This is a genomic window from Campylobacter pinnipediorum subsp. caledonicus (genome assembly GCF_002022005.1).
GTDB classification, from domain to species: Bacteria; Campylobacterota; Campylobacteria; order Campylobacterales; family Campylobacteraceae; genus Campylobacter_A; species Campylobacter_A caledonicus.
The window spans coordinates 1,650,690-1,675,322 of the sequence record NZ_CP017258.1; the positions used below are offsets into that span (position 1 = coordinate 1,650,690).

Annotated in this window: 26 protein-coding genes and 1 tRNA gene; 13 read left to right on the top strand and 14 right to left on the bottom strand. The window is 28.0% G+C overall.

Annotation, left to right across the window (positions count from 1 at the left end; translation table 11 throughout):
* Positions 1-14: 14 nt before the first annotated feature.
* The 8 genes from CPIN18021_RS08300 to CPIN18021_RS08335 all read right to left on the bottom strand — a co-directional run bounded on the left by CPIN18021_RS08300 (position 15) and on the right by CPIN18021_RS08335 (position 12,070).
* A complete protein-coding gene (locus tag CPIN18021_RS08300) occupies positions 15-4,055 on the bottom strand; it encodes an EAL domain-containing protein (protein WP_162272899.1) in 4,041 nt (1,346 codons plus the stop codon).
* A 194-nt stretch (positions 4,056-4,249) separates the two neighbouring features.
* Positions 4,250-5,341: a succinyl-diaminopimelate desuccinylase gene (dapE, locus tag CPIN18021_RS08305; RefSeq protein WP_078423929.1), complete on the bottom strand. Its 1,092-nt coding sequence runs from the start codon at positions 5,339-5,341 to the stop codon at positions 4,250-4,252.
* Entirely contained in the window at positions 5,338-7,230 is a 1,893-nt protein-coding gene (locus tag CPIN18021_RS08310; protein WP_078424818.1) for an EAL domain-containing protein, read from the bottom strand. The genes dapE and CPIN18021_RS08310 overlap by 4 nt, the downstream gene beginning before the upstream one ends.
* Positions 7,231-7,293: 63 nt before the next feature.
* The gene (locus tag CPIN18021_RS08315) at positions 7,294-9,510 is read right to left on the bottom strand and encodes an endonuclease MutS2 (protein WP_078424819.1); all 2,217 of its coding nucleotides are present in this window, start codon (positions 9,508-9,510) and stop codon (positions 7,294-7,296) included.
* The gene (locus tag CPIN18021_RS08320; RefSeq protein WP_078423932.1) at positions 9,500-9,850 is read right to left on the bottom strand and encodes a hypothetical protein; all 351 of its coding nucleotides are present in this window, start codon (positions 9,848-9,850) and stop codon (positions 9,500-9,502) included. Before CPIN18021_RS08320 ends, CPIN18021_RS08315 begins: the two co-directional genes overlap by 11 nt.
* Positions 9,844-10,167: a hypothetical protein gene (locus CPIN18021_RS08325; protein ID WP_078424820.1), complete on the bottom strand. Its 324-nt coding sequence runs from the start codon at positions 10,165-10,167 to the stop codon at positions 9,844-9,846. Before CPIN18021_RS08325 ends, CPIN18021_RS08320 begins: the two co-directional genes overlap by 7 nt.
* Entirely contained in the window at positions 10,167-11,474 is a 1,308-nt protein-coding gene (gene murC, locus CPIN18021_RS08330) for a UDP-N-acetylmuramate--L-alanine ligase (RefSeq protein WP_078424821.1), read from the bottom strand. The genes CPIN18021_RS08325 and murC overlap by 1 nt, the downstream gene beginning before the upstream one ends.
* A gap of 35 nt (positions 11,475-11,509) precedes the next feature.
* Positions 11,510-12,070 carry a DNA-3-methyladenine glycosylase I gene (locus tag CPIN18021_RS08335; RefSeq protein ID WP_418225516.1) on the bottom strand — a complete coding sequence of 187 codons (561 nt, stop codon included), beginning with the start codon at positions 12,068-12,070 and terminating at the stop codon, positions 11,510-11,512.
* Between the two features lie 249 nt (positions 12,071-12,319).
* Between CPIN18021_RS08335 and CPIN18021_RS08340 the strand changes: the two genes are divergently transcribed.
* From CPIN18021_RS08340 to CPIN18021_RS09145, 7 genes are all read left to right on the top strand, one after another.
* Positions 12,320-12,694, top strand: a complete 375-nt coding sequence (locus CPIN18021_RS08340; protein WP_078423935.1) for a rhodanese-like domain-containing protein — start codon at positions 12,320-12,322, stop codon at positions 12,692-12,694.
* A gap of 2 nt (positions 12,695-12,696) precedes the next feature.
* Positions 12,697-13,071: a rhodanese-like domain-containing protein gene (locus CPIN18021_RS08345; RefSeq protein WP_069638138.1), complete on the top strand. Its 375-nt coding sequence runs from the start codon at positions 12,697-12,699 to the stop codon at positions 13,069-13,071.
* A 77-nt stretch (positions 13,072-13,148) separates the two neighbouring features.
* A tRNA-Ile gene (locus tag CPIN18021_RS08350) sits at positions 13,149-13,225 on the top strand.
* 203 nt (positions 13,226-13,428) lie between these two features.
* Positions 13,429-14,097 (top strand): class I SAM-dependent methyltransferase, encoded by a 669-nt coding sequence (locus tag CPIN18021_RS08355; RefSeq protein WP_078423936.1) that lies wholly within the window; start codon positions 13,429-13,431, stop codon positions 14,095-14,097.
* A 45-nt stretch (positions 14,098-14,142) separates the two neighbouring features.
* The gene (locus CPIN18021_RS08360; RefSeq protein ID WP_226996012.1) at positions 14,143-15,645 is read left to right on the top strand and encodes an AMP-binding protein; all 1,503 of its coding nucleotides are present in this window, start codon (positions 14,143-14,145) and stop codon (positions 15,643-15,645) included.
* Positions 15,642-15,872, top strand: coding sequence for an acyl carrier protein (locus tag CPIN18021_RS08365; RefSeq protein ID WP_078423938.1), 231 nt, complete (start codon positions 15,642-15,644; stop codon positions 15,870-15,872). Before CPIN18021_RS08360 ends, CPIN18021_RS08365 begins: the two co-directional genes overlap by 4 nt.
* A gap of 147 nt (positions 15,873-16,019) precedes the next feature.
* Positions 16,020-16,154: a hypothetical protein gene (locus CPIN18021_RS09145; protein WP_257617001.1), complete on the top strand. Its 135-nt coding sequence runs from the start codon at positions 16,020-16,022 to the stop codon at positions 16,152-16,154.
* 38 nt (positions 16,155-16,192) lie between these two features.
* Here CPIN18021_RS09145 and CPIN18021_RS08370 read toward each other — a convergent pair whose 3' ends face one another.
* Positions 16,193-16,423, bottom strand: coding sequence for an acyl carrier protein (locus CPIN18021_RS08370; protein WP_078423939.1), 231 nt, complete (start codon positions 16,421-16,423; stop codon positions 16,193-16,195).
* A gap of 136 nt (positions 16,424-16,559) precedes the next feature.
* On the opposite strand from CPIN18021_RS08370, the gene CPIN18021_RS08375 reads away from it, so the two are divergent.
* Positions 16,560-17,342: an AAC(3) family N-acetyltransferase gene (locus CPIN18021_RS08375; protein ID WP_078424823.1), complete on the top strand. Its 783-nt coding sequence runs from the start codon at positions 16,560-16,562 to the stop codon at positions 17,340-17,342.
* Positions 17,343-17,418: 76 nt separating this feature from the next.
* On the top strand, positions 17,419-18,090 hold the full coding sequence (locus CPIN18021_RS08380) for a class I SAM-dependent methyltransferase (RefSeq protein WP_078423941.1): 672 nt from the start codon (positions 17,419-17,421) through the stop codon (positions 18,088-18,090).
* Between the two features lie 189 nt (positions 18,091-18,279).
* Here CPIN18021_RS08380 and CPIN18021_RS08385 read toward each other — a convergent pair whose 3' ends face one another.
* Together CPIN18021_RS08385 and CPIN18021_RS08390 are read right to left on the bottom strand one after the other, a co-directional pair.
* Positions 18,280-18,519, bottom strand: a complete 240-nt coding sequence (locus CPIN18021_RS08385) for a hypothetical protein (protein WP_078423942.1) — start codon at positions 18,517-18,519, stop codon at positions 18,280-18,282.
* A 47-nt stretch (positions 18,520-18,566) separates the two neighbouring features.
* A complete protein-coding gene (locus CPIN18021_RS08390; RefSeq protein WP_078423943.1) occupies positions 18,567-19,622 on the bottom strand; it encodes a Rossmann-fold NAD(P)-binding domain-containing protein in 1,056 nt (351 codons plus the stop codon).
* A 135-nt stretch (positions 19,623-19,757) separates the two neighbouring features.
* Between CPIN18021_RS08390 and CPIN18021_RS08395 the strand changes: the two genes are divergently transcribed.
* Positions 19,758-20,537, top strand: coding sequence for an AAC(3) family N-acetyltransferase (locus CPIN18021_RS08395; protein WP_078423944.1), 780 nt, complete (start codon positions 19,758-19,760; stop codon positions 20,535-20,537).
* Between the two features lie 32 nt (positions 20,538-20,569).
* Here the strand turns inward: CPIN18021_RS08395 and CPIN18021_RS08400 are convergent, their stop codons facing one another.
* The 3 genes from CPIN18021_RS08400 to CPIN18021_RS08410 form a co-directional block, all read right to left on the bottom strand.
* The gene (locus tag CPIN18021_RS08400) at positions 20,570-22,054 is read right to left on the bottom strand and encodes an amino acid adenylation domain-containing protein (RefSeq protein ID WP_078424889.1); all 1,485 of its coding nucleotides are present in this window, start codon (positions 22,052-22,054) and stop codon (positions 20,570-20,572) included.
* Between the two features lie 3 nt (positions 22,055-22,057).
* On the bottom strand, positions 22,058-22,285 hold the full coding sequence (locus CPIN18021_RS08405) for an acyl carrier protein (protein WP_078423945.1): 228 nt from the start codon (positions 22,283-22,285) through the stop codon (positions 22,058-22,060).
* Between the two features lie 68 nt (positions 22,286-22,353).
* Positions 22,354-23,133, bottom strand: a complete 780-nt coding sequence (locus CPIN18021_RS08410) for an AAC(3) family N-acetyltransferase (protein ID WP_078423946.1) — start codon at positions 23,131-23,133, stop codon at positions 22,354-22,356.
* A gap of 199 nt (positions 23,134-23,332) precedes the next feature.
* Between CPIN18021_RS08410 and CPIN18021_RS08415 the strand changes: the two genes are divergently transcribed.
* Genes CPIN18021_RS08415 through CPIN18021_RS08425 form a run of 3 tightly spaced genes read left to right on the top strand, consistent with a single transcriptional unit; the run spans position 23,333 to position 24,633 of the window.
* Entirely contained in the window at positions 23,333-23,551 is a 219-nt protein-coding gene (locus CPIN18021_RS08415) for an acyl carrier protein (RefSeq protein ID WP_078423947.1), read from the top strand.
* A gap of 7 nt (positions 23,552-23,558) precedes the next feature.
* A complete protein-coding gene (locus tag CPIN18021_RS08420) occupies positions 23,559-24,038 on the top strand; it encodes a hypothetical protein (RefSeq protein WP_078424824.1) in 480 nt (159 codons plus the stop codon).
* Entirely contained in the window at positions 23,977-24,633 is a 657-nt protein-coding gene (locus tag CPIN18021_RS08425; RefSeq protein ID WP_078424825.1) for a 3-oxoacyl-[acyl-carrier-protein] synthase III C-terminal domain-containing protein, read from the top strand. Before CPIN18021_RS08420 ends, CPIN18021_RS08425 begins: the two co-directional genes overlap by 62 nt.

Here is a 24,633-nt window from a genome sequence, read left to right on the forward strand (position 1 = left end):
AAACTAAAAGTGGATTATTTTTGACCAATATCTAAAATTTTCATACACTCTATATTTGCTAATCTAGCCAAATGCAAAGACTCCTCTTTATCTGATGTATTTAAACTTTCTACAATTATACTACTTATATTTTTATAAGAATTATCTTGTGTATTAAGCTTTGTTAATATCTCTTGTCTGATACCCTCAAAACTATCTTCATCACTATTGAAATCTTTATTAACAAGATGATTTATTATACTCTGAGCATACTCTTTTAGCATTATACAATCTTTTAATTCATTAAATTTATTATCATCTATATGATTATTAAAATCCAACCCTTCTATTCCTTTAAATTTATAATCAACTATCTCTTCAATACTTATTGGTTTTTGAAAGAAATTACCCTGAAAGGTATAAAAACCAAGACCGATCAGCACTTTAAGAGTGCTTATATCTTGTAGGTTTTTTATGGTTGCATGTTTATCAAAAATATCGGATAAATTCTTAAGCATTCTAACCGTTATAAATGCTTTTTTATTAAAAAACATATATGTACATATATTTTTATCTATCTTTATCTTATCTATAGGTAAAAGCTCTAAAGCATCAAAAGAACTTGATTTTGATGCAAAATCGTCTAGCACAAACTTAACACCAAATCTTTTATATTTATGTAAAAATTTACTAGCATACTCCAAACTTGGAGTTGAATTAGCATCAATTATTTCTATCTGTAATGCGCCAGGGTTTAACTTTTTATCTTGACTTATTAGATTTTTAAATTTCTCAAAAAACAAAGGCTTGCAAATTTGTTCTATACTTAAATTTACACACACACCTGCATCAACGCCTTTTGCGCTCCATTCACTTTGTGCTTTTAAAGAGCTGCTTAACGAGAAAAATGACAAATCATCTATAACTTTTTGTTTTTTAATCAACGGAAAGAAATCATTAGGATAAGCCATTTCTCCATTTCTTTTCCATCTTATCAAGGCTTCATAGCTAAGAATCTTATTCGTTCTTATATCAATTTCTGGCTGATATTCCATAAAAAATTCATCATTAGATAAAGCTGTTAAAATTTTATTATTATCCTCATACTGATTTTTAAAATGTCTATCTTTGGTAATATCAAACACATAATAGCGATTTTTACCACTAAGTTTTGCTTGATACATAGCCCAATCTGCTTGATCTAAAAGATTTTCTGGTGTAACTCTATTTTCAATACTACGCATACTTACACCTATACTAGCACTAATCTTTAATTTGACACCTTCATGGCAAACCTCTTCTCTGGTAATACGAAGTATGTTTTCAACAAATTCATAAACTTCTCCAAATTTTTCATAAAGTATGATAGCAACAAACTCATCTCCACCAATTCTTGCAAACATATCTTTTTCATAAAAAATAGAATCAATACGAGATGAAATATCAGTCAAAAACTTATCTCCGGCTTTATGCCCATAAGTATCATTAATCTCTTTAAAACCATCTAAATCAAGATAAGCAATAGCAACTTCTTTGTTATTTTTTGTAGTTCTAATTAGCTCTTCGAGCTTTTGTGAAAATAAAAATCTATTAGGCAGTTTTGTTAAAGGATCGTGATATGCAATATGTTCTAAATAGTCTTGATTATTTTTAATTTCACCAACACTTGATATTATGACAGCATAGCAAGAAAAATTATTATCAGCATCATCTATCGATGTTATATTTACAAAATGCAAACAATCTTCACTGTTTTTATACTTAAACCACATTTTACCATACCATTGACCATTTTTTTCAACATCAGATATAATTTTATCGTATGTCTCACTATCATTAAATTTTGATTTAAGTAAACTAATATTTGAGCCCAAAGTTTCTTCTTTTAGATAACCACTTAGCAATAAAAAAGTATCATTTGCATCTGTGATATTCCACTCTAAATCAAGAATTAATATTCCATCTTTTGAGTAAGAAAACAACTTTGCAACCAAATCTTGATATATAAAGGCTAACTTCTTGTCTGTAATATTTTCAACCACCCCGCTGATAAAAATAGGATTTTCATTTTTATCAACTTCCAAAGCTCTACCACTCAAGCTCAACCATATAATATCTTTATTGATAGTGTAGAGTTTAATATCTGTCTTAAACGTGTTGTTTTCAGATTTTATAGAAGAAAAGAACTTGTCAAATGATTCAAATTCATCAACAATCAAATGCCTCATTTTGTCTTCATTAAAAGACATGCTATCTTGATTGTCAAACCCCAATAATGATGCAAACTTGCTATTAATCCTAATGGTTTTTAATTTTGAATTATAGTCCCAAGTAGCAACATCTGAAGCTAATATAATATTTTTGTATTGATTAATTTCGTTTTCATACTTTTCTTTGACAGTTTGTTGTTCCAAGCAATCACTGATAGAATAAACAGCTCCTTTAAATTTACCATCTGTATCTTTCAGAAATTTAGTTTCTATTTTAAAAGGAATAATCTCATCTTTATTTTTTATTACTTTATAAATTGAGCTTATTTTATCTTTCGCTGCATGTATATTTAAAAATAATCGCTTATTAAGATTAATCTCATTCGCAAAAGATACCCTTTCGGATTCAAAAATAATATCCCTTATATCAAGACCTTTTAAAAGAATATTATTATAATCTATATCTAGTATATTTTTAATATTGTTAGTTGCATATTTGATAAAAAAAGGATCATCTTTGCTTGAAATCATAATAATATTTTTAAAAAAAGACACAGACTTATACACGATATCGCTATTTTGTTCTACTCTTTTATAATAACCAACATCTTCAACTGTTAAAAATACGTATCTTGAATCTTTTAAATTTATCACACTAGATTTACATTCAACATCTAGAACTTTTCCATTTTTTGTTTTATGAGTTGTTCTTAATGCTATTTTGTTCTCGCTGTCTTCAATTAAATTTTTTCTAAAAAATAAATCATTTTCAAAATTTACATTAGATATTTCAGTCATAGTGATAGAAGTTATCTCATCGTAAGAATAACAATAAAATTTTAAAGCCGCATTACTAGCATCAATTATTTTTCCGCTATATGCATCATAAAGAAGTAAAATCAAAGGACTTTTTTCAAATATATAACCAAATCTTGTCTTGTAATCATCCAACATTCCATTTAAGCTATCAATTTTTTCATACAATCCTTTTATGCCTAATTTTATTGATTTAAAGTCTTCTAAAGGACTGTCACATTCTTGTTCCAATTCTTTATCTTTTAAAAAATCAGAAATAGCTTTAACAGGGAAAATAATTTTATTTTTTACAAATTTCAAATTAATAAGTGTGCTTACGGTATATAAAATCAAAGTAACAAACGCAAAGAAAATTACTATAAGATGAATCAATATGCTTTTGTTGTTTAATTCTTGGCTTACAACAAATAAATTATAGTCACTCATATATTCCGAAAGTTCGGAACTCATATCAAAATAATGAAAAATAACATCTTTGTCATCAACAAATAATTTATCTATATTTTGAGGGTCTTGATAGTCATCCTTTTTATAACCATGTTCGCCATAAACACCACCTATATAATTACCATTATAATCTAAAACAAAAGCTGACTTTTCTTCTTTTTGTATAATTTTATTTATATTAGATTTTATATAGTTTACATCTACTTCAGCAACCAATATAAAATCAAATGAGATATTATATGCAACAAAAAAAGTGTCCAATACTTTATCATCATTAAACACAAAATTTGATATTACATATCTTTTGTTTTTAAGTCTATCAATCCAAGGAGTATTAAAATTTATATGAGAAGAATTGCTAAATTTTTTTTCATAAATAATATTTTTATCTTTATCTAGAACATATAAAGCTTTAAAATAATCATGAATAGAATAATCCTTGATATTTTCCAAAGAAAAAATATCTGCATTTGAATTTATGATTTGACCATAAAATTCAACTTGTTTTTTTATCTTATCAAAACTATCATCTATGGTTTTTTGTATTTTAAAATTAAAAACCCTAAGCTGGTATTTTGCTTCATCTATATTTGATGTTAACATATACACAATAAGAGAAATAATTGCAATAATTACAAGAGGATAAGTGAATAAAAATCTAAAAATAATATTTGAAAATATGCCATTTCTACTAAATTTTTTTAGAATTTTTAACATAAATCGTTTAAACCTTATTAATCATTTTTTATAAGCTACTATTTTATCAAAGCTTTACTTTTTATAATATTATAAAGAAATTAAAATTTAATTAATAGCTTTTCAAAAATACTACAAAGTTGCCTAATCTCACTTATCTTAACTCTTTCATTTATAGAGTGAATTCTATCATTTATAACACCAAACTCAACAACATTTACACCAAATTCAGACAAATATCTAGCATCACTTGTACCGCCTTTGGAATTTAACAAAGGTTTTACACCAAGAACTTCATTTATGCTTTCACATAGTTTTTTTACAATCAAACTATCCTTATCTGTAAAATAATAATTAGAGCTTTGCTTTATATCCAACTCAAAATCAAAATCACTAAGTGTATTTTGTATATATGTTTTTATGTCATTAAGTGTTGTTAAATTTGAGTTTCTTACATTAAACATAACTTTAACATCACCTGCCGTTACATTACAAACTTGCATTCCACCACGAATATCAGTAATCACAATCTTACTTGGCTCAAAAAACTCACTTCCACTATCCATATCATGATCTGCTATTTTGTCTATTACCTTTGCAAGTTGATGTATAGGATTTACGCATTTATTTGGATATGCGACATGACCTTGTAAACCTTTTATAACAAAGCTACCATTTACAGATCCTCTTCTTGCTATCTTAACGCTATCTCCAAATTTTTCATTGCATGTCGGCTCTGCAACTAAAGCAAAATCTGGTAGCTCATCAACATCTTTCATATACTTTAATACTTCTTTAGTCCCATATATAGCATCGCCCTCTTCATCGCTTGTTAATATGATACTTATTTTTCCATTAAAATTTTTTATTTTTTTACAAGCATATAAAAATGCAGCTACTCCGCTTTTCATATCTTGAGCGCCCCTAGCATAAATATAATCATCTTTTGTAGTTGGGGAAAAAGGATCACTATCCCATCCATCTCCAGCAGGAACGACATCAACATGTCCTGCAAAGGCAAAATGGACACCTTTTGGACTAAATTCTTTTGTTAGAAGTAAATTTTTAACACCATTTTTATCTATTCTTTTAGCTTTAAAATCGCCCATATAATCTTGTATAAAATCTAAAATACCATCGTCATCTGGTGTTATTGATTTAAATTTTAACAATGTTGACAGCAATTCTATCACATTTCAACTTTCTCACTAGGAACACCTAGATAAAATCCTTGAAATTCATCAACACCAAGCTTTTTACAAATATCTAAAACATCAGCTGAATGTATATACTCTGCTACTGTTTTAATACCCAAATCTCTTGCAAAATACACAATAGCACGAGTAATCATATAAGAATCATTACTTGAATCAATATTTTTTATTATAGAGCCGTCGATTTTGATAAAATCTGGTTTTAGTTTTAAGATGTAAGAAAAATTTGAATATCCTGAACCAAAATCATCTATAGCTATGCGCACACCCATCTTTTTAACTTTATCTATAAATTTCTCAATTCTCTCAACATTTTCCAAGTTCTCATCTTCTACAAGCTCAAAAATAAGTCTATCAGCAACATCGTTATTTGCTAATAGCTTTAAGATAGTAAGACTAACATCTCCATCAATCATATCTCTTCCAGATAAATTTACAGATAATACTAAATTTAAATTTTGACTCAATTCTTCAATAGCTTTTTCTACAACTTTTTTTTGCAACTCTGTGTATCTTTTTATTCTTTTTGCAACATCTAAAAACTTATGAGGAGAGAGAATTTCGTCACTATTTATCATCCTAATAAGACTTTCATATTTTGTTATGTTGCCATCTCTGTCAAAAATTGGCTGATAATAAGGAAGCACTTTATCGCCGATTATTGCTTGCCTTATCATTAAAGATCGCTCTATTTGTATTTTATATTCATCTTTTTTATTAAGACCTTTAAAATAGCAAACATAGTCTTTTCCTGTATTTTTAGCAACCTTTAAAGCCGTTGTAGCTTTCATCAAAGTATCATCCTCATCAACGGAAAAACCTATGGTAGTATGTATTTCAATACTAATACTATCACTACTATTTGGAACTTTTATCGAAGTCATTCGACCCTTAAATCTACCTATAAGTTCATTTGCCAAATCTTCATATTTTTCTACGATAAACTCTCCATTTTCAACCAATGCAAATCTATCAGCACCCAAACAATAAGCTTTCATCTTATTTGTGGTTGCAAAATCACTTATCAAACCAGCTATATATACCAATATCGCATCACAAATATCTTTACCATAATAATCATTCATTACACCAAAATCATCTATATCCAAGATAATAACTTTTGGTTTATCAAGTTTTTTTAGATTATTCATTAGCATGGTTTTATTTGATAGGTTAGTCAAAGGATCAATATAAAGCTGTTTTTTTATCTCTTTAAGCTCATTTTTTAATTTCAACTTATCTTTTATGTACTCAGCTCTTAAATCATAATATCTATTTATAGACCACAAAACAGCAAGAATTAGAAAAATAGTTATAACACCAGTAAGAATAAAATACGGAGCGACATTTTTTAAAACCCATTGTTTAAACTCACTGTCATGGCTATCAGATACGGTATGGTAAAAAGAAACACTGAGACCCATTATATAATCATGTTTTTTTTCAAAGAGACAAATGTTGATTTTATTTTCAGGTAAAACCTGTTTTGAGTAAAATATTTTTTTGAAATTATGAGTAAAAATTTCCTCACAATCTCGCTTTAATCTTTTTTCATCACCATGATTACTCGAAGCTAATAAATTTAGATTGCTTTCAATGTCAGTTTTTAGCAAATAGATATCGCCAATTAAACCAGAGTCTAAAAAACTTTGAAATTTATCCTTGTCTTTTTCTAGTGATTCAAACTCATCAGAATACTTATCTAATAAAAATTGTGCATTTTTTTGATAATCAACCTTATTATAAGTAATAGAATTAGAGTATTTGTAATAAAAAATTGATATATCGACAACCAAAAGTGTAAATAAGATTAGATTTAAGCAAATAATTACTGTAGCAGTTTTTTTATTTTTCCCAGATTGCACCATCAAATTCCTTTTTACCAGTCACAAAATTATACCACTATTTTTGCTTTTTTAAAAATTTTAAGGCTAAAAACGAACTATTTTTGCTCCAAATCCACCTTGATTTGGAGGAGCATCAAAAAAATCCTTAACACTCGGATGAGATTTTAAAAACTCCTTAACAGCAAAAGCCAATTTTCCGGTTCCAATCCCATGATAAACGCTAACCTCATCAAATCCCATAATAAGACTATCACTTATAAACTTATCAAGTTTTCCTATCGCCTCATCAGCTCTTAAACCGTGCAAATCCAAAACTACATTTGCTGTTTTTGGCTTTTGAACCTTGACCTTTACTTGAGATTTCGTTGTTTGCGGTTGTTGTGCATTTTCATTTTTTGATAAAAAACTAAGAGGCACACGAAGTTTAATCCCATCGCTTTGTATCATAGCATCGTTTTTTGTGATAGATATAATTACACCTTTTATTTTATTGTATTTTATATTGTCGCCTACTTTTAGCTCTTTTGGTTTTTGATTTTGTGGCTTTTGTATATACTTTTTCATCTCGTGAGCAGCATTTATGACTCTATGTTTTTCCTTTATATCTTTTAGATTTATTGACTCTTTTGCTTTATTTATAGCCATCATATATTCGTGTTCTAATTTGCTTATGGTTTGTGAAATTTTTAGTTCATCTTTTTCTTTTTGCTCTTTTAAATTAGCAAGCAAACTGTCTAGTTTTTGCTCTTTTTTATTTGTCTCATCAAGCTTGGTTTTTAGCTCACTTTGTAGATTTAATGTCTTTGTGATAATTTCATTTAGATTTTCTTTATCTTCACCGTAAGCCTTTTTTGATTCACTTACTAAATTTGAAGGTATGCCGTATCTCAAAGCCGTTTCAAAAGCATAAGATTTGCCTATGGTTCCTTTTAAAAACTCAAATTTTGGTCTTTGCAAAACCTCATCATAAAGCGCAGCTACAAGCTCTACATTTTCATTTTTTGATAAAAGCATTGCAAGGCGTTTATGATGAGTTGTTATAACCATCTTTATATCTTGCGATATAAGCTTTTGTATAAGCACACTATATAAACTTGCAGCCTCTTCAAAATCAGTTCCAAGTTCTATCTCATCAACACCTATAACGAAAGATTTTTTTGAAAAAAGTTTTGAAAAATTAACCATTCTTCCAGCAAATGTCGAGATATCATTTTTTACATTTTGTGGATCTTCTATGATTGCATCAAATTCTTTAAAAGAGCCTATCTTAGACTCATTTGGGTTTATTCTCATTGGCATTAGATATTTTGCTAGCAAACAAGATGTTATTATGGATTTTAAAAGCATCGATTTTCCACCTGCATTTACGCCGGTTATCAAAAGAACCTTTTTAGAAAAATCCACACTTATACTTTTTGGATTTTTTAATGCTGGATGGGCGAAGTCTTTAAGCCTTATATCATTGCTATTATCAGGTAAAACAAAGTCAAAATCATAAGTTTTAGCCATCAAAACTCTAGCTTGATAAGCATCAAAAACATCAAAAGCATTATTTATAAATTTCAAAAATGGCAAAGCCTTATTCATCAAAGCACTAAATTGTTTTGCATATTCAAAAACTATCTCTTCTTTCTTACTAATAAGTTCGCTTTGCTCTTTTTTTAGATTTTCGATACTACTTGGCATAACATAAAAATACCCGCCAGAACTTCTTGCTATAACCACACCTTTTAAAAAGTGATTAAACCCTCCCCTAACCAAAAGAGTTTCGCTATCATTTATAAAATGCACCTGAGTATCTACAAGATAAGGGCTTAAGCTTTTTGTATAAATAAGCCTTCTAAGCTCGGCATCTATCTGTTTTTTCTTTATGCTTATGCTCTCTTTTATCTGCAAAAATCTCTCATCAACACTATCTTTTAACTCGCCTTTTTTATCAAAGCTTTTTGCAAGTTCAAGCATTGTTGGAAATATATCAATTTTTGCTATCCATTCGCCAAGTCTATTTTCAAATTTCAGACCCTTTAAATACAAAAAATAGTTTAAAATTTTAGAAAATTCGCCTATTTCTGTTATATGCAAAATGCCTTGTTTTCCAAGTCTAGCAAGGGCGTCATCTAAATTTTGTATCTTTTGAGGAGAATCAAAATCATACTTGCAAAGCTCTAAAATATTTTCATAATGTATATTTCTATCTCCACTTATAAAAAGTGTTTTCTCTCTTGATAAAAAAGAGTTTAAATGATCCAAATACTCATTTAAATCAAGCTTTGAAAAAATCTCATCTAAATTATTTTTCATATTCACACTCTGAAATATTTACTATAACTCCTGAAAGCTCTATAAATTCTCGCTTTGCCATAAAAGAAGAGGTTCCAAACTCATAATTAAATTTATCTTTGCTAATATTTTGATCACCACAAATTATAGTTTTACCTTGTCTAAATTGATTTAAAATACTCATATTTTTTTCACCTATATCATCAACATTGCTCTCATAAAAATATGCAAAACCTATGAAAAGCAACACGATAAAAACGATAAAAGCTTTAAATTTTTTATTAAGTTGTTCATCTTTTATAGCCCAAATAGCCATAAGAAAAATAACAAAAGCAACTATCAAAAATAAAATTCTTACCATTTTAGCTCCTTTGCTTCTTGTAAAAGTTCTTCGTATAATTTTGGCATTTTATTCATCTTTTTTAGTATTAGCTCTTTATTTTCAGGGCTTATCTCTTGATTTTTTACGATCATTTTTATACCCATATAAGGAGAGTTTTCTATCATCATAGATATATGTTCTTGTGTGAGTTTTTGATGTCTGGCAAGATGTATTAGTATATCTTTTTTACCTGTATTTATAAGCTTTTGAATATTAGCTTCATCTATCGTTTCGTTTTTTATGATTTTTAAAATTTCATTTTCTTGTTTTGTTTCTAGGTCTAAAATTTCTTGCACTATTTATTTCCTCTTAGTTGAATACTTATACTTCCGGCACCAAAGCCTACAACTATACCATCAGTCAAACGATGTTTTACACCAAACTCATCATCAAATTCAATGCCATAATCAACCCTTTTTATCTCATCAGCAAATATCGGATTGTATTGTTTAAAGCCCTCTTTTAGATCTATATGCTCCTCAGCTTCACCAGCCGCATAAACAGGAAGTATAACAAGTCCGCTAACCCCCTCAAAGCACTCCGCAAAACCTTGCAAATTTGCTTTTAGTCTTGAATATCTATGTGGCTGAAATATAGCTGTTACACGAGTGATACCAAGCAATTTTGCATACTCAAACACAGAGCTTAAAGTAGCTTTTATCTCTGTTGGATGATGTCCATAATCATCTATAAGAACATACTCTTTATCGGCATGTAATATATCAAATCTCTTCTTGATACCACAAAAATTTAATAAATTCTCTCTTATTTCTTTAAGAGGTCTATCATGCATAGCTGCTAAAATAGCAAGTGAAGCATCGATAGCTATATGTCTACCCATTCCAAACACTTCAAACTTACCCAAATCTTTAAGCAAAAAACTTGTATATGGCTTAAAATCTCTCACAACCATACTCATTTGAGTTATGTCCTTGCTTGGATAAAGCTTTATGGCTTCTATATCAAGTGTTTTTAAAAAATCATCTTCAGCATTTATAACTCTAACTTTTGCTCTTTCTAAAAAACCACGGTAAGCAGCATAAAATTTTTCCAAGTCATAGTTATAATGCTCCATATGTTCAGGCTCCGCATTTGTAACTATGGCCAAGTATGGATTTGAGTTTAAAAAGCTAGAATCACTCTCATCTGCTTCAAAAACTATATTTTCACTTTGTGCATATCGCATATTTGAACCAAATTGTTTAGAAACCGCACCTATTATCGTAGAGCCTTCTATCAAGCTAGCAAGCATAGCTGTTGTAGTGCTTTTTCCATGCGCTCCAGCTATAGCAAATACCTTTTTATCATCCAAAACATAAGGCAAAGCCTCTTTTCTAGATAAGCAGTTTATGCCCTTTTTTCTTGCTGTGATTAGCTCTATATTGTCATCTTTTATAGCGGCTGAATACACTACAAAATCCTGATCTTTTATAGCCTCTTTGCAGTGTGGTACCAAAACCTCAATGCCTTCATTTCTAAGCTCTTTTGTAGTTTTACTATCTGCTATATCGCTACCGCTTATTTTATAACCTTTTTCATTTAAAAATCTCGCAATAGCACTAATACCAATACCGCCAATGCCTATAAAATGAACCTTTTTCAATTTTAGCCTTTTTTAAGTTTTATACAAAATTTTAGCTAATTTTCCTTAAATTTAAAACAATACGATAAATGATCGTTAACAACACCACAAGCTTGCAAAAAAGAGTATATCCCTATACTTCCCACAAATTTAAATCCTCGCTTTTTTAAATCCTTTGAAACAATATCGCTCAAATTTGTTTTTGTTGGTATCTGTTTTATATTATCGTATCTATTTTTTATCTGTTTGAAATTTGTAAATTTCCATATATAGTTGTAAAATGAACCAAACTCATCACATATGCTTAAAAAAGCTTTTGCATTTATAGGTAAAGATGAAATTTTTAGTCTATTTTTGATAATTAAACTATTTTTTAATAAATCATCTATCTTTTCATCATCATAAAGGGCTATTTTATTTGGATCAAACTCATCAAAAGCAACTCTCATATCTTCTCTTTTTTTAAGCACCGTATGCCAAGAAAGTCCGGCTTGCATTATCTCAAGGATCAAAAACTCAAAAAATTTCCTATCGTCATCAAAGATTTCTCCCCACTCATTATCGTGGTAGTTTCTATAAATTTCATCTTTTTCACACCATTCACATCTTTTTATCACAGCACCAACCAAATCTAAAATATTTATACATTATAATTTTTGTTTTTTATAATTTTACTAAATTTTAATTATCTTTCGCTTGTATGCGATGACTATTAAATATTATGTATTACATACTTTTAAATATATTTTTATTTTTTTTATTTTCTTTATGTATAAATATTATAATAAAAAATTGTGTTTTTATTTAGTTTTTTATTATATATTATGCTCAATATAATAAAAAAAATATTAAGGATAAAAAAATTTATGAACAAGTCGCTACTTCCATTTGCCTGCTGCGCTACTCTTTTTGGAGAGATTGTAAGTATACCAGCTGATATTGATAATATATCAAAAATAGATCAAATAGTAGACATAAGAACTCCCGCAGAATGGCGCGAAACAGGAATCATCAAAGGAGCCAAAACTATAACTCTTATCAATGACAAAAATGAGTTCATGGACAGCTTAAAATCAAGCATAGATATAAAAAAGCCATTTGCTTTGATATGCAGAAGTGGACACAGAAGCATGATGGCTACTCATATGATAGACTCTCCTGATATTAAAGTTATAAATTTAGAGGGCGGAATGATGAAAATTATGAGCGAAGGTTATAAGACAGTACCTTATAAGGATTAAAAATGAAAAAGATATACATATTAGCATTTTGTGTGCTAGACCTGTTTTCACAAGTTGCATCTATTCCAGCAACCCCTGCGAATGTAGAAAAATTTGATCAAATCATAGATATGAGAGTGCCAATAGAAATAAGAGAAACAGGGATCATAAAAGGCGCAAAGATAATTGAGTTTAGCAAAGATAAAAGAAAACTTTGGAGTGAAATCAGCGATGAAGTAGATATGACAAAACCATTTGCTATTATTTGTAGAAGTGGAAGAAGAAGTGCTTTTGTTGCCGATCTTATAGATACACCTGATTTAAATATAACCATATTTGAAGGTGGAATGAGGGCTCTTAGCAAACAAGGATATATAACTACACCTTATGAAAAATAATAATTGGATTATCTAAAAATTTATTTTTATATAAGGTTATTTTTTGTATAATTCCAACTTCTTTAACTTAACTTAGTGGGTTCATAGCTCAGTTGGTTAGAGCATCCGGCTCATAACCGGATGGTCCCAGGTTCGAGTCCTGGTGAACCCACCACTATTTTTCAAAATTTATACACAGTTTTTTAACACATGCCTTATAATTTACAAAAAACATAAAATGCCACTCTTTTCTCATGTATTTTTTATCAAATCACAAATATCATGTTTAATATCACAATAAACAATCTTTAGATTTAATGCTTAATTAATATCATGTTGTTTATAATACTAAATTAATTAAAATCTAGGGGATCTAATATGTCAAATGTATCGCATTGGAATGATTTTTTACAAGATAAAAAACATCATGCAAGATACCCAGAATCAGAACTAGTAAGCTTTGCCTTTATAAATTTTCCAAAAAATGGAAATATATTAGATCTTTATTGTGGTGGGGGAAGACATACTAAGTTTTTAGCCGAAAATGGATTTAATACTTATGCTTGTGATGTAACTACAAGCGGTGTTGAACATACTAAAAATCTATTGCAAGAATCAAATTTAAAAGCGGATGTGAAATTTATCAAGGCTGGTGATGATTTACCATATAATGATAACTTTTTTGATGGCATAGTTTGCTATGGTGCATTATACTATGCAACAAAAGAAGAGATAGAAAAATCAGCCTATGAATTTTATAGAATTTTAAAAAATGGCGCTAAAGCATATATAAAAGTAAGAAGCATACAAGATTATAGATATACAAATAGTATAAAAAATAGTAAATATGAAATAATAATAAACGAGCAAGATAACAAAAAACAAGCATACAAAGAAAATGGATTAAAGTGTTATTATTTTGACAAGGAAGAAGCCTTGAGGATATTTTCCAAGACATTTAAAAATATACAAATAGATAGATTTTCTTTAAGTCACGGAAACGATACGTTTTTAGATGATCAATTATTGATAACATTGACAAAATAAAAAATATAATTTTGCGAATAACATAAAAAATTAAGGATAAAATCTCTGGAAAATAATGTACTATATTGGCTAGAAAAACAAGCAAACGAAAATCCAAGTAAAATAGCATTTAAAGATATAAATGGCGAAATAAATTTTAAAAAACTACTAATGCTTTCACAGCAAGCTGGAAGTTATTTTAATACAGATCAACCAATAGTTATATATATGGAAAAATCAATAAAATGCCTAGCTATAATGTTTGGTAGCGTTTATGCTGGTGGATTTTATAGCATTATAGACACATCGCTACCAAAACAAAGAGCATTAAAAATAGCAAATGCACTAAATGCTTCTATAGTAGTATGCGATAATGATAATTATGAAAAAGCTATTGAAATTTTTGGTAATAATATGGTTGTAAAAGCCGATATTATATTAAATACAAATATCAACAATAAAAAATTAAAAGCTACAAGAGAATCGCATACAGATTTAAAACCTTTGTATTGCAATTTCACAAGCGGAAGTACTGGAGAGCCAAAAGGAGTGCTAACAAACCATTCTAATGTGCTTGATTTTATACCGATTTTCACTAAAACATTAAAAATCTCAAGCGAAGATATACTTGCAAACCAAGCTCCATTTGATTTTGATTTAAGCGTGAAAGACATATATTCTGGGCTATATTTGGGTGCAACCGTGGTATTGATACCTAAAAAATACTTCACAAACCCTATATCTTTGATGGATTATTTGCATAATTCAAAAGCAAATACTCTAATATGGGCCGTTAGTGCTTTAGTATTTTTATCAACTATGCGAGCTTTGAGCTATAAAAAGTTAGATATAAAAAAGATAATTTATAGTGGTGAAATAATGCCAAAAATGCATTTAAATAGAATAAAAGATTATTTGCCAGACTGCACATTTATAAACGCTTATGGCCCAACAGAGATTACTTGCAACTGTACCTATCATATACTAAAAGATGAAGACTTTGATAAGGATAGCGTGCCCATAGGCAAGGCCTTTGAAAACAGAAAAGTATTTTTAATGCAGGATGAAAAAATCATAAACGAGCCAAATAAAATAGGCGAAATTTGCGTATCCGGTCGTTGCTTGGCTATTGGGTATTTAAATTTTATAAAAGAAGATGCCTTTATACAAAATCCTATGAATTTAAGCTACAACGAGAGAGTGTATAAAACTGGTGATTTAGGTTTTTTAGATGAGCAAGGTGACTTGCACTACAAAGGTAGGGCTGATTTTCAGATAAAAAGATTAGGACACAGGATAGAGCTAATAGAGATAGAAACTGAGGTTTTAAATTTAGGACTTGATATAGAAAGAGCTTGTGCAGTATGGGAAAAAGAGAAATTAGCCTTGTTTTTTGAAGGAAATGCCGATAAAAATGAGATTTTAAATACGCTAAAGCAAAGACTTCCTATGTTTATGCTACCAAATATTATCTACAAAGAAGACAAACTTCCTATAAATAAAAATGGCAAGATAGATAGAGTAAAATTAAATAAAAAAATATGCGATGGTAACAAAGGTAAAATATGAAAGAAATAATAAATATTTTAAAAAAGATAAACAACACAATTGACTACGAAAAAGAAATCAACATGGTAGAGCGTGGACTATTTTCATCATTTGATATCTTGCAATGCATTACTGAAATTGAAGAAGAGTTTGATATACAAATTCCACCAGAATATATAAATCATGATAATTTTAGTTCTGCTCAAAACATACATAAAATGATAGAAAATATAAAATCAAAGATATAAAATAAAAAATATTTTCCATTTAAAACAGAATTTTTGATGATTTGATAAAATATACAGTAGCACATACTATCACTAAACACTATGGACTATTATTGAATATTTACAAAGAATATCAAGTATTTTATATAAAAATTCATAAGGTAAATCTTGTATTATGAATTAGTCTTTTATAGACTGCAAGAGTTGCAACACTTAAAAAATAGCATACCAAAAGCCAAGAAATTAGTGAGTTTATTATGTGCGGTTGATACTAAAAATCTGGAACTTGTTAACGATGCTTAATTTTAACATAATACTAGAGCATAATAGATATCATATATTTAATTTAATGTTTGTATTTTTTTAATCATTTTGCTAATATTTTTTACTGACTGAAAATTATCTTGTTTTATATAACTAGCTGGAATTTTTATGCTAAAATTTTTCTCAATCAAAGCAATACATTCTATTATATCAAAAGATGAAAAAAGACCATCGTCTATAAGTTTTTCCTCTTTATCATAATCAATCTCATCGTTTATTTCTTGTAGTAAATCTCTAATTTTTTTCATAATTTCGCCTGAAAGATAATATTTTATTAATTTAATATATTATACTAAAGTTTTATTTATATATACTTTTTTAAAAATTTATTATTTAATATAGCTGAAATATAATATAATATAAAAAAATTTAAAAGAATAAAATATGAAAGAATTATTTAGTTTTGATGATAAAAAATTTACAGATAAAGATTTGCTTGAATGCCTAAAAAGATTAGGTATAAAAGATGGTGATTGTATATGTATACATAGTAGAATATTTGAATTTGGGAAACCTCTTTTAAAGCCAGATGAACTACTATATAGTATATGTGATGTATTTTTAGATACTGTTGGAGAAAAAGGAACAGTTTTAATGCCAACTTTCACATATAGTTTTTGTAAAAATGAGATATATGACAAGGTAAATTCGAAAAGCAGGGTTGGGGTATTGGGTGAGTTTTTTAGAAAAATGGATGGAGTTAAAAGAACAAACGATCCTATATTTTCTTTTGCTGTATATGGAAAAAGAGCAGATGAGTTTTTAGTAGAAACAGATAATTGTTTTGGCGAAAATAGTCCTTATGATGTTCTAGCCAAAAACGATGGAAAAATGCTTATGTTTGGGCTTAAAGAAGATGGATATACATTTTACATCTATACAGAACAACAAGCAAATGTCAGTTATAGATATTTTAAAAAATTTAATGGAATTATTATAGATGAATATGGAAAATCCAAAGAAAAAACCATTGAATACTATGTTAGAAACTTGGACATAAATCCTATATTGGATTCTAATAAAAGATTAAAAATACTTGAAGATAATAATATACTAAAAGTTGAAAATTTTGCTGGTTCTATCATATGCTCTATAGATGCAAAAAAAGATTTAGAGCTTGCATTGTCAACACTTAAAACAGACGAGTTGTATTTTAATCTTAAATAAACTATAACTATTAAATTTATCCTTTACGATAAATAAGATATAATATGATAATTTAAATTTATAAAAAGGAATAAATATGCAATCAAACAAAGATTTTTGGTCAGACACATTTAAAAACAAAAAAGACAACACAAGATATCCAGATACGGAATTTGTAGGATTTTGTTTTAGAAATTTACCAAAAAAAGCAAGTGTTTTGGATGTTTGTTGTGGAGCTGGAAGACATGTAAGGTTTTTATCGGAGAATGATTTTAAAACTTATGCATGCGATGTAGCAGAAGGTGCTATAGAATACACAGGCAATCTAATAAACTCATTAAATTTAAAAGCCGATTTAAAGGTTATCAAGACTATAGCAAATTTACCTTATGATAATAATGCCTTTGATGCCCTAATATCTTCTAACGCATTATTTTATGCAACAAAAGATGAATTGGAACAAAATGCACATGAAATATATAGAGTTTTAAAAGAAGGCGGAAAAGCCTTTTTAACCCTAAGAAGCATAAATGATTATAGACATATAAATGCAGTACAAAATGGAAAATATGATGTTATAGTATATGAAAAAGATAATTCTAGACAAGGTTATAAAGAAAATGGTATGAAATGTCACAACTTTGACAAAGAAGAAGTTTTGAGGATATATTCCAAAGCTTTTAAAAATATAGAAATCAACAAAAGCACCATATCTCGTCAAAATGATACTATTTTAGATGAAAGCTTTATTGTTATACTAACAAAATAATACATAATGGCTAGTTTAGCCATTATATTTAATGATGTTTTTAATTATATTAAATCATATACGTTGGTTTCACACCATAAGCCACGTATATCAATAGTCTCTTTATCACAAAAGATTATAAATTCTAAAACAAGTTCTCAAGAACTAATTAATAAATAAATTAATGTTATTTAACTCAATATCGTATTATCAAGCAGTGGGGGAGGTATGCTGCAATTTATTAATCATTTTATGCATTGCTTTTGCTGATTGAAAATTTTCCTCTACTATATATTCTATGGGTATTGTTATGCCAAATTCTTCTTCAAATGCAGTTATGCTTTCCAAAATCTCAAATGATGAAAAAATAGCATCATCAATCAAATGTTCTTCAACTTCATAATCAATCTCGTCGTTTATATTTCTTAAAATCTCATAAAGTTTTTCCACTACCACCTCCCTACTTTATCTTAACTAGCTATAGAAAATAAATGTCTCTAAAATATCTTATGTCCTATTTTTAACTCTTTTGCTTTTTGATACACCCTAAAACCTAAGGCTAAATCCTCTAAAGATAATCCGCTACTTGAAAATATAGTTGGTAAATCATTATCTTTTATTTGGATTTTTTTAGTAATTATTTCCCCAATATCAAAAATATCAGACTTTTTTATTTTTCCTTCCAAATACAAATCAGCAAATTTATTTCCTATAAAACTAGCATACTTATATGCAGGAAACCCTAGCTCATTTTCATAACTTTCATACATTGCAAAAAGATCACAAACTTTGTTTGAACCATTTATTAAAACACTATCCGGAAAATAAGCAAAGGCGGAACATAAAAATAAAGATTTTGGCTTCATCCAATCTTTTTTAACAAAAGGCATATCAGATATTTTATCAAAAGACAACAAAGTATTTATGCTTACTATATCAGCATCTTTTACAGCATCTTCAACTTTACTAACTATATGTATTTTTACATCTTTATATTTATCTTGAATCTTTTGCACAAAGATATCTATGCTTTTTTTACCTCTTCCCTTTACAAAAATTTCTTTTATATTTTTGAAATGATTTAAAATCCCAGTAGTTATTAAGGTATTTATTACACCTGGTCCTACTATAGCCAAACTCTTTGCTTCTTTTTGTGCTAAAAACATTGCGGCTAACACACTAACAGCTGCTGTTCTGTATTGTGTTATTAAATTCGCATCCATAATAGTCAAAGGAACTCCACTAAAAGCATCATTAAGAACTAATAAATACCTTGATTCTTTATCTAAATTTGGTAGTTTTAGCATAGGTCCGTGCCACTTGGTTCCGGTGATATTAAATTCTCCTCCAAGATAGCCTGGCATTGCTATAAATATTCTTTCTTTATCTTGCTTTTTATAAGATATTCTTGCACCATGTGATGCACCAAGCTTACCACTTAAGCTGTAGTCTTTGTTGCTAATAGCAATAAAACATTCTTTCATTACTTCCGTAACCAGATCTATATTATCTTGTATAATATTTTTAATATCATTATCGCTTATATAGATCACTTAAAATTCCTCAGTATTAAAATATTAATATCTTACCACAAGTTATTTTAAATTTATATATAAAATAATAGGTCGTAAAAGTGATAATTTATTGATTTTTTGCTAACATTGAATAAAAATAAAAACGAGGATTGCATGAAAGAATTATTTGCTTTTGATAAAAAAACTTTTTCCAATGAAGACTTATCTCAGTGTTTAAGTGAGCTTGGTATAAAAAATGGCGATATCATATGCATACATAGTAGCATATTTAAATTTGGAAAACCTCTTGCCAAACCAGATGAATTACTTTTAAGCATTTGCAACACTTTTATCAAAGCAGTTGGAAAAGATGGAACCATTCTTATGCCAACATTTACATATAGCTTTTGCAAAAATCAAATATATGACAAAACAAATTCAAAAAGCACAGTAGGAGTGTTGGGTGAGTTTTTTAGAAATATGAACGGCGTAAAAAGAACAAACGATCCTATATTTTCTTTTGCTGTATATGGAAAAAGAGCAGATGAGTTTTTGGTAGAAACTGATAATTGTTTTGGAGAAAATAGTCCTTATGATGTTTTGGCAAAAAATAATGGCAAAATTATTATGCTTGGTCTAAAAGAAGATGGTTATTCTTTTCATATGTATGTAGAACAACGAGCAAAAATAAGCTATAGATATTTTAAAACTTTTAGTGGAATATTAGTAGATGAAAATGGAAATAAAAGAAAAAAGAGTATAGATTATTTTGTTAGAGATTTAGATATAAATCCAAAAACCGATAGAGAAAAAAGAGCTAAAACACTTGAAGAAAATAATATATTAAAAAGCAAAAACTTTGCTGGTTCTATAGTGTGTGTAGTTGATGCTAAGAAAAATTTAGAACTTTTCTTAGAAATGTTTAAAAAAGATGAAAATTGTTTTATAATTTAAAATAAAACACTAAACCCAAACATTCATCTTTATCATACTCCTAGGTGTTGTCTATCTATCTTGCCATTTTGATTATACCTAAAACCATCTAATTTTATATATTTTCTTGGAATCATATACACTGGTAATTTATCTTTTAAAAACTCTTTTATATTTATATCTTTATCTGACTCATAAAAGCAATGTATTTTATCATCTAAAAATACACAAGCACAATTTAATATATCTTTATGTGAGTTTATAATGCTTTCTATCTCACCAAGTTCAACCCTATGACCTAAAACTTTTATTTGTCCGTCAGATCTTCCGAGACATAAAAGCTCTCCATGCTCATTATACTTTACTATATCGCCGGTTTTGTAAATTTTATCTTCATAATTATCATGCAAAGGATTTTGTATAAAAGCCTTGTTTGTCTTTTCTTTATCACCGTAATACCCAACACTAAGCCCTGTACCTCTTACATAAAGCTCACCTTTTGACTGTGTATTGTTATTATCAATCAAACTCATATCATCATCAAATACCAAAAGCTGCATATTTTTACAAGCTCTGCCTATAGGAAGTATATCATCATCTCTAAACTCTCTATCGCATATATAATAAGAGCAAACATCGGTTATCTCTGTAGGGCCATATAAATTTGCAAAAATTGTATCTTTTAAGCACCTTCTTAATATATTTAATTGTTTATTTGGCATTGGCTCACCGCAAAACAAAACTTTTTTTAAACATGGCAAACAAACATCTTCAAAAGCGTTTGTATTTGCAAAATAGATTAGCACAGATGGAACCCAAAATATAAAAGATACTTTATGTTTTTTTATATACTCTATTATTTTTATTGGAAAAGAAAAAAGACTATTTGGAACTATATGTAAAGTAGCTCCGGTCTTAATGGTACTAAATATATCAAGTATAGAATTATCAAAATAAAAAGGTGCCTGGTTTGCCAATATCTCATCTTTTGTTATATCAAATGTTTCGCAAACCCAAGATGTATAGTCTATAACGCTTTTGTGAGTTATACTAACCCCTTTTGGAATACCGGTAGAACCGGATGTAAAAAATACATAAAGCAAGTCAGTATCTATTTGATTTTCTTTTGCTATTTTTAATTTATTTTCATCTATGCCAAAGTCTTCAAAGTCTTCACAAAATATAGCATGTAAGTTTAAAAAATCTAGTTTATTTTCTTTACTTGTTATTAAAACACTTGGTTTTAATGTTTCTACTATTTTAAGAATTCTTTCTTTTGGAGTATTTTCATCTATAAGAGTATAAAAGTTTCCACTTCTTGCCACACCCAAAAAAGACACCAAGCACTCTATTGATTTTGATAGTATTATCAATACAGGCTTTCTGCTTACATCATATTCTAATATCTTACTAGCTACTTTTTTGCTTGATATATTAAATTCCAAGTAGCTTATATTTCTATCATCTTTAACAAAAGCTATTTTATCTGGATATAAACTACATGTATTATCTAAAAAATCACAAACACTTGTTATCATCAATTACGCACCATATGCTATTTTAAGCATATTTTGAATACTTTCAAAACTTTCAAAATTACTTTCATCAATAAAATTGGCACTTAGAGGTTTTTTATACAATGCTTCTATTTCATTAACCAACATAACAATATCAAATGAATCTATATGTCCATCTGTTATTAGATTTTTCATATTTTCATTAATATCACTTCTGTCTATCTTAACAAAAAGGTTTTTTATTTTTTCCATGATCAACCTTTATATAATTTTACTATTGTAATAATATTATTTAAAAGCTTATAAATATATATTTATTCTTATTTTTTAATTATTTGATATAAATTTTTTGCTTTATTGTTTATTATATCATTTTCTATAATATCAAAAGCCATAGCTAAATTTACTGTCCTAATTTTTATTCCATAAAAGTAATCTATGCACATAGCTTTATTCTGAATAAAAATATTTTCTAAAGGTTCAATGTTATTAATCACTCCAAGTTCAAGGTTTCTAACATACATATCATATTGTCTTATTTCTGTTTTATTTTCTATGTCAGTATATAAAGCAGTAAAGGTTTTATTAAATCTATAACTTACGTTATTAATTGTTTCTACATAGTGTGAAAAAGTAAAAGAATCTTTCAAAGACATATCTATAATAATTTGTTTTCCGTTTTTCTTGTGTAAAAAACCAAATGGAGAATCACACGAAAAAGAACCCTTATTATTAAGATTTGATAAATAATATGCATATTTTCCATAAACAGCAAATGAATAAATTGGATGCTGTGTTCTTAAAAAATCTTCTCTTTCTAAAGCTATTTTTCCAAGTATGCCCGTTTGACATTTTGATCTTTTTATATCAAACGCAAGCCCTTTACAAAAATCCCAATTAAAGGCATGTATTAATAATGTTCCATCTTTACCTATTTTTTTGATTATGATATCTATTATTTGATTTATAATTTTTATTATTATTTTTTTATTATTATTTTTTTGAATAATTTTTAATAACAAAGATGTTAAATCTCCAGTTAACAATATAATATCACCTTTGTTTATTTTAAGCGAATCTACAAAATATGACACAATCATAGTATTTCCATAAATTTTTTGTTAAAATAATACTATTTTTTTCTTCAAATAATTTAAACTATGATTTAATGTTTATTTATAACTTATTATTTTAAATAGTTAGCAAGTTAACCCTTGCAAAATTTTAAAAACCATTTAAATATTTTTGCGATACAATAAATGATTGCATGCAACATAAAAGACAAGGAAGTATATAAAAATGAATTTAAATAATAAAATGGAACTTATTGCTGAATTGTTAGATTTAAAAACTAGCGATTTTAAATCAGAAACTATTCTAAGCGAACTAGACGAATGGGACTCTATGGCAGCTATATCTTATGTTGTTATGATGGATGAAAAATTTGGAAAAATTATAGATACGAAAGATGTTAAAAATTTCAAAACAATACAAGACATATTAGACAGCATGGAATAGCAATTTTATGCAAACGATTTTTTACGGCAAAAAAATATCAGGCATATTAACTCTTTTGCCAGAAACAGAGTATAGTTTTGAAAAAGATATGGAATTTAATTCGCTATCGCAAAAACAAAACATAAAGCTACAAAAAACTATGGGATATAATAAACATAGGATTTTTAAAGATAACTCATATGTATCAAAAATAGCTGGATTTGGTCTTAACTATATGTTTAAAAAAAACATGCTAAGAAAAGAAGATATATCAGCTATCGTGCTTTCAACTACTACACCAGATTTTTTAATACCACCAACTTCTAATCTTATTATGAACGAAGCAAACTTAGACAATAGTGTATTTTGCATGGACATCAAACAGCAGTGTGCTGGTTTTACAAACGGTCTTTTGCAAGCTTTTATGCTTTTAAATAATATTATAGATGCAAAAAAAAGTAATATTAATAACAGGAGATGTATTATACAAAAAACCAGACAGAAGTAATACATCTAGCTATCCTATGACAGGTGATGCGATATGCATAACAGTGCTTGAAAACACAAGCGAAAAAGAACCTATTTACTTTCATTCCGTAGTAGATGCAAAACTTTATGATGCATTGGTTTTTCCATCTCTTGGTTTTAGAGATTTAACCAACGATGAAAAAGAAAAATTTAGCAGCAAAAAATACGGAAAATGTGATTCTTTAAATTGTTTACATATGGATGGCCAAGAGGTGTTTCAATATGTTATGCATAATGTATCAAAATATATAAATGAGACTATAAATTTTTCTAATTTTAGTAAAGATGAAATAGAGTATTATTTTTTTCATCAACCAAATAAATTTATGGTTGACAAACTAGCTCAAAAATTAGAACTTCCACACGAAAAAGTTCCTAGTAATGTTGTAACTTATTATGGCAATTCAAACAGCTCCACTATACCTGTTTGCATATGTCATAATGCAAAAGATGAATTAACTTATAGCATGAAAAAATGTATGCTGGCTGGCTTTGGCGCAGGACTGACTTATTCTGGAGTTATAATAAATCTTGGAAAATTTGATTTTTGTGAAATGTTAATAACTAAATTTTAA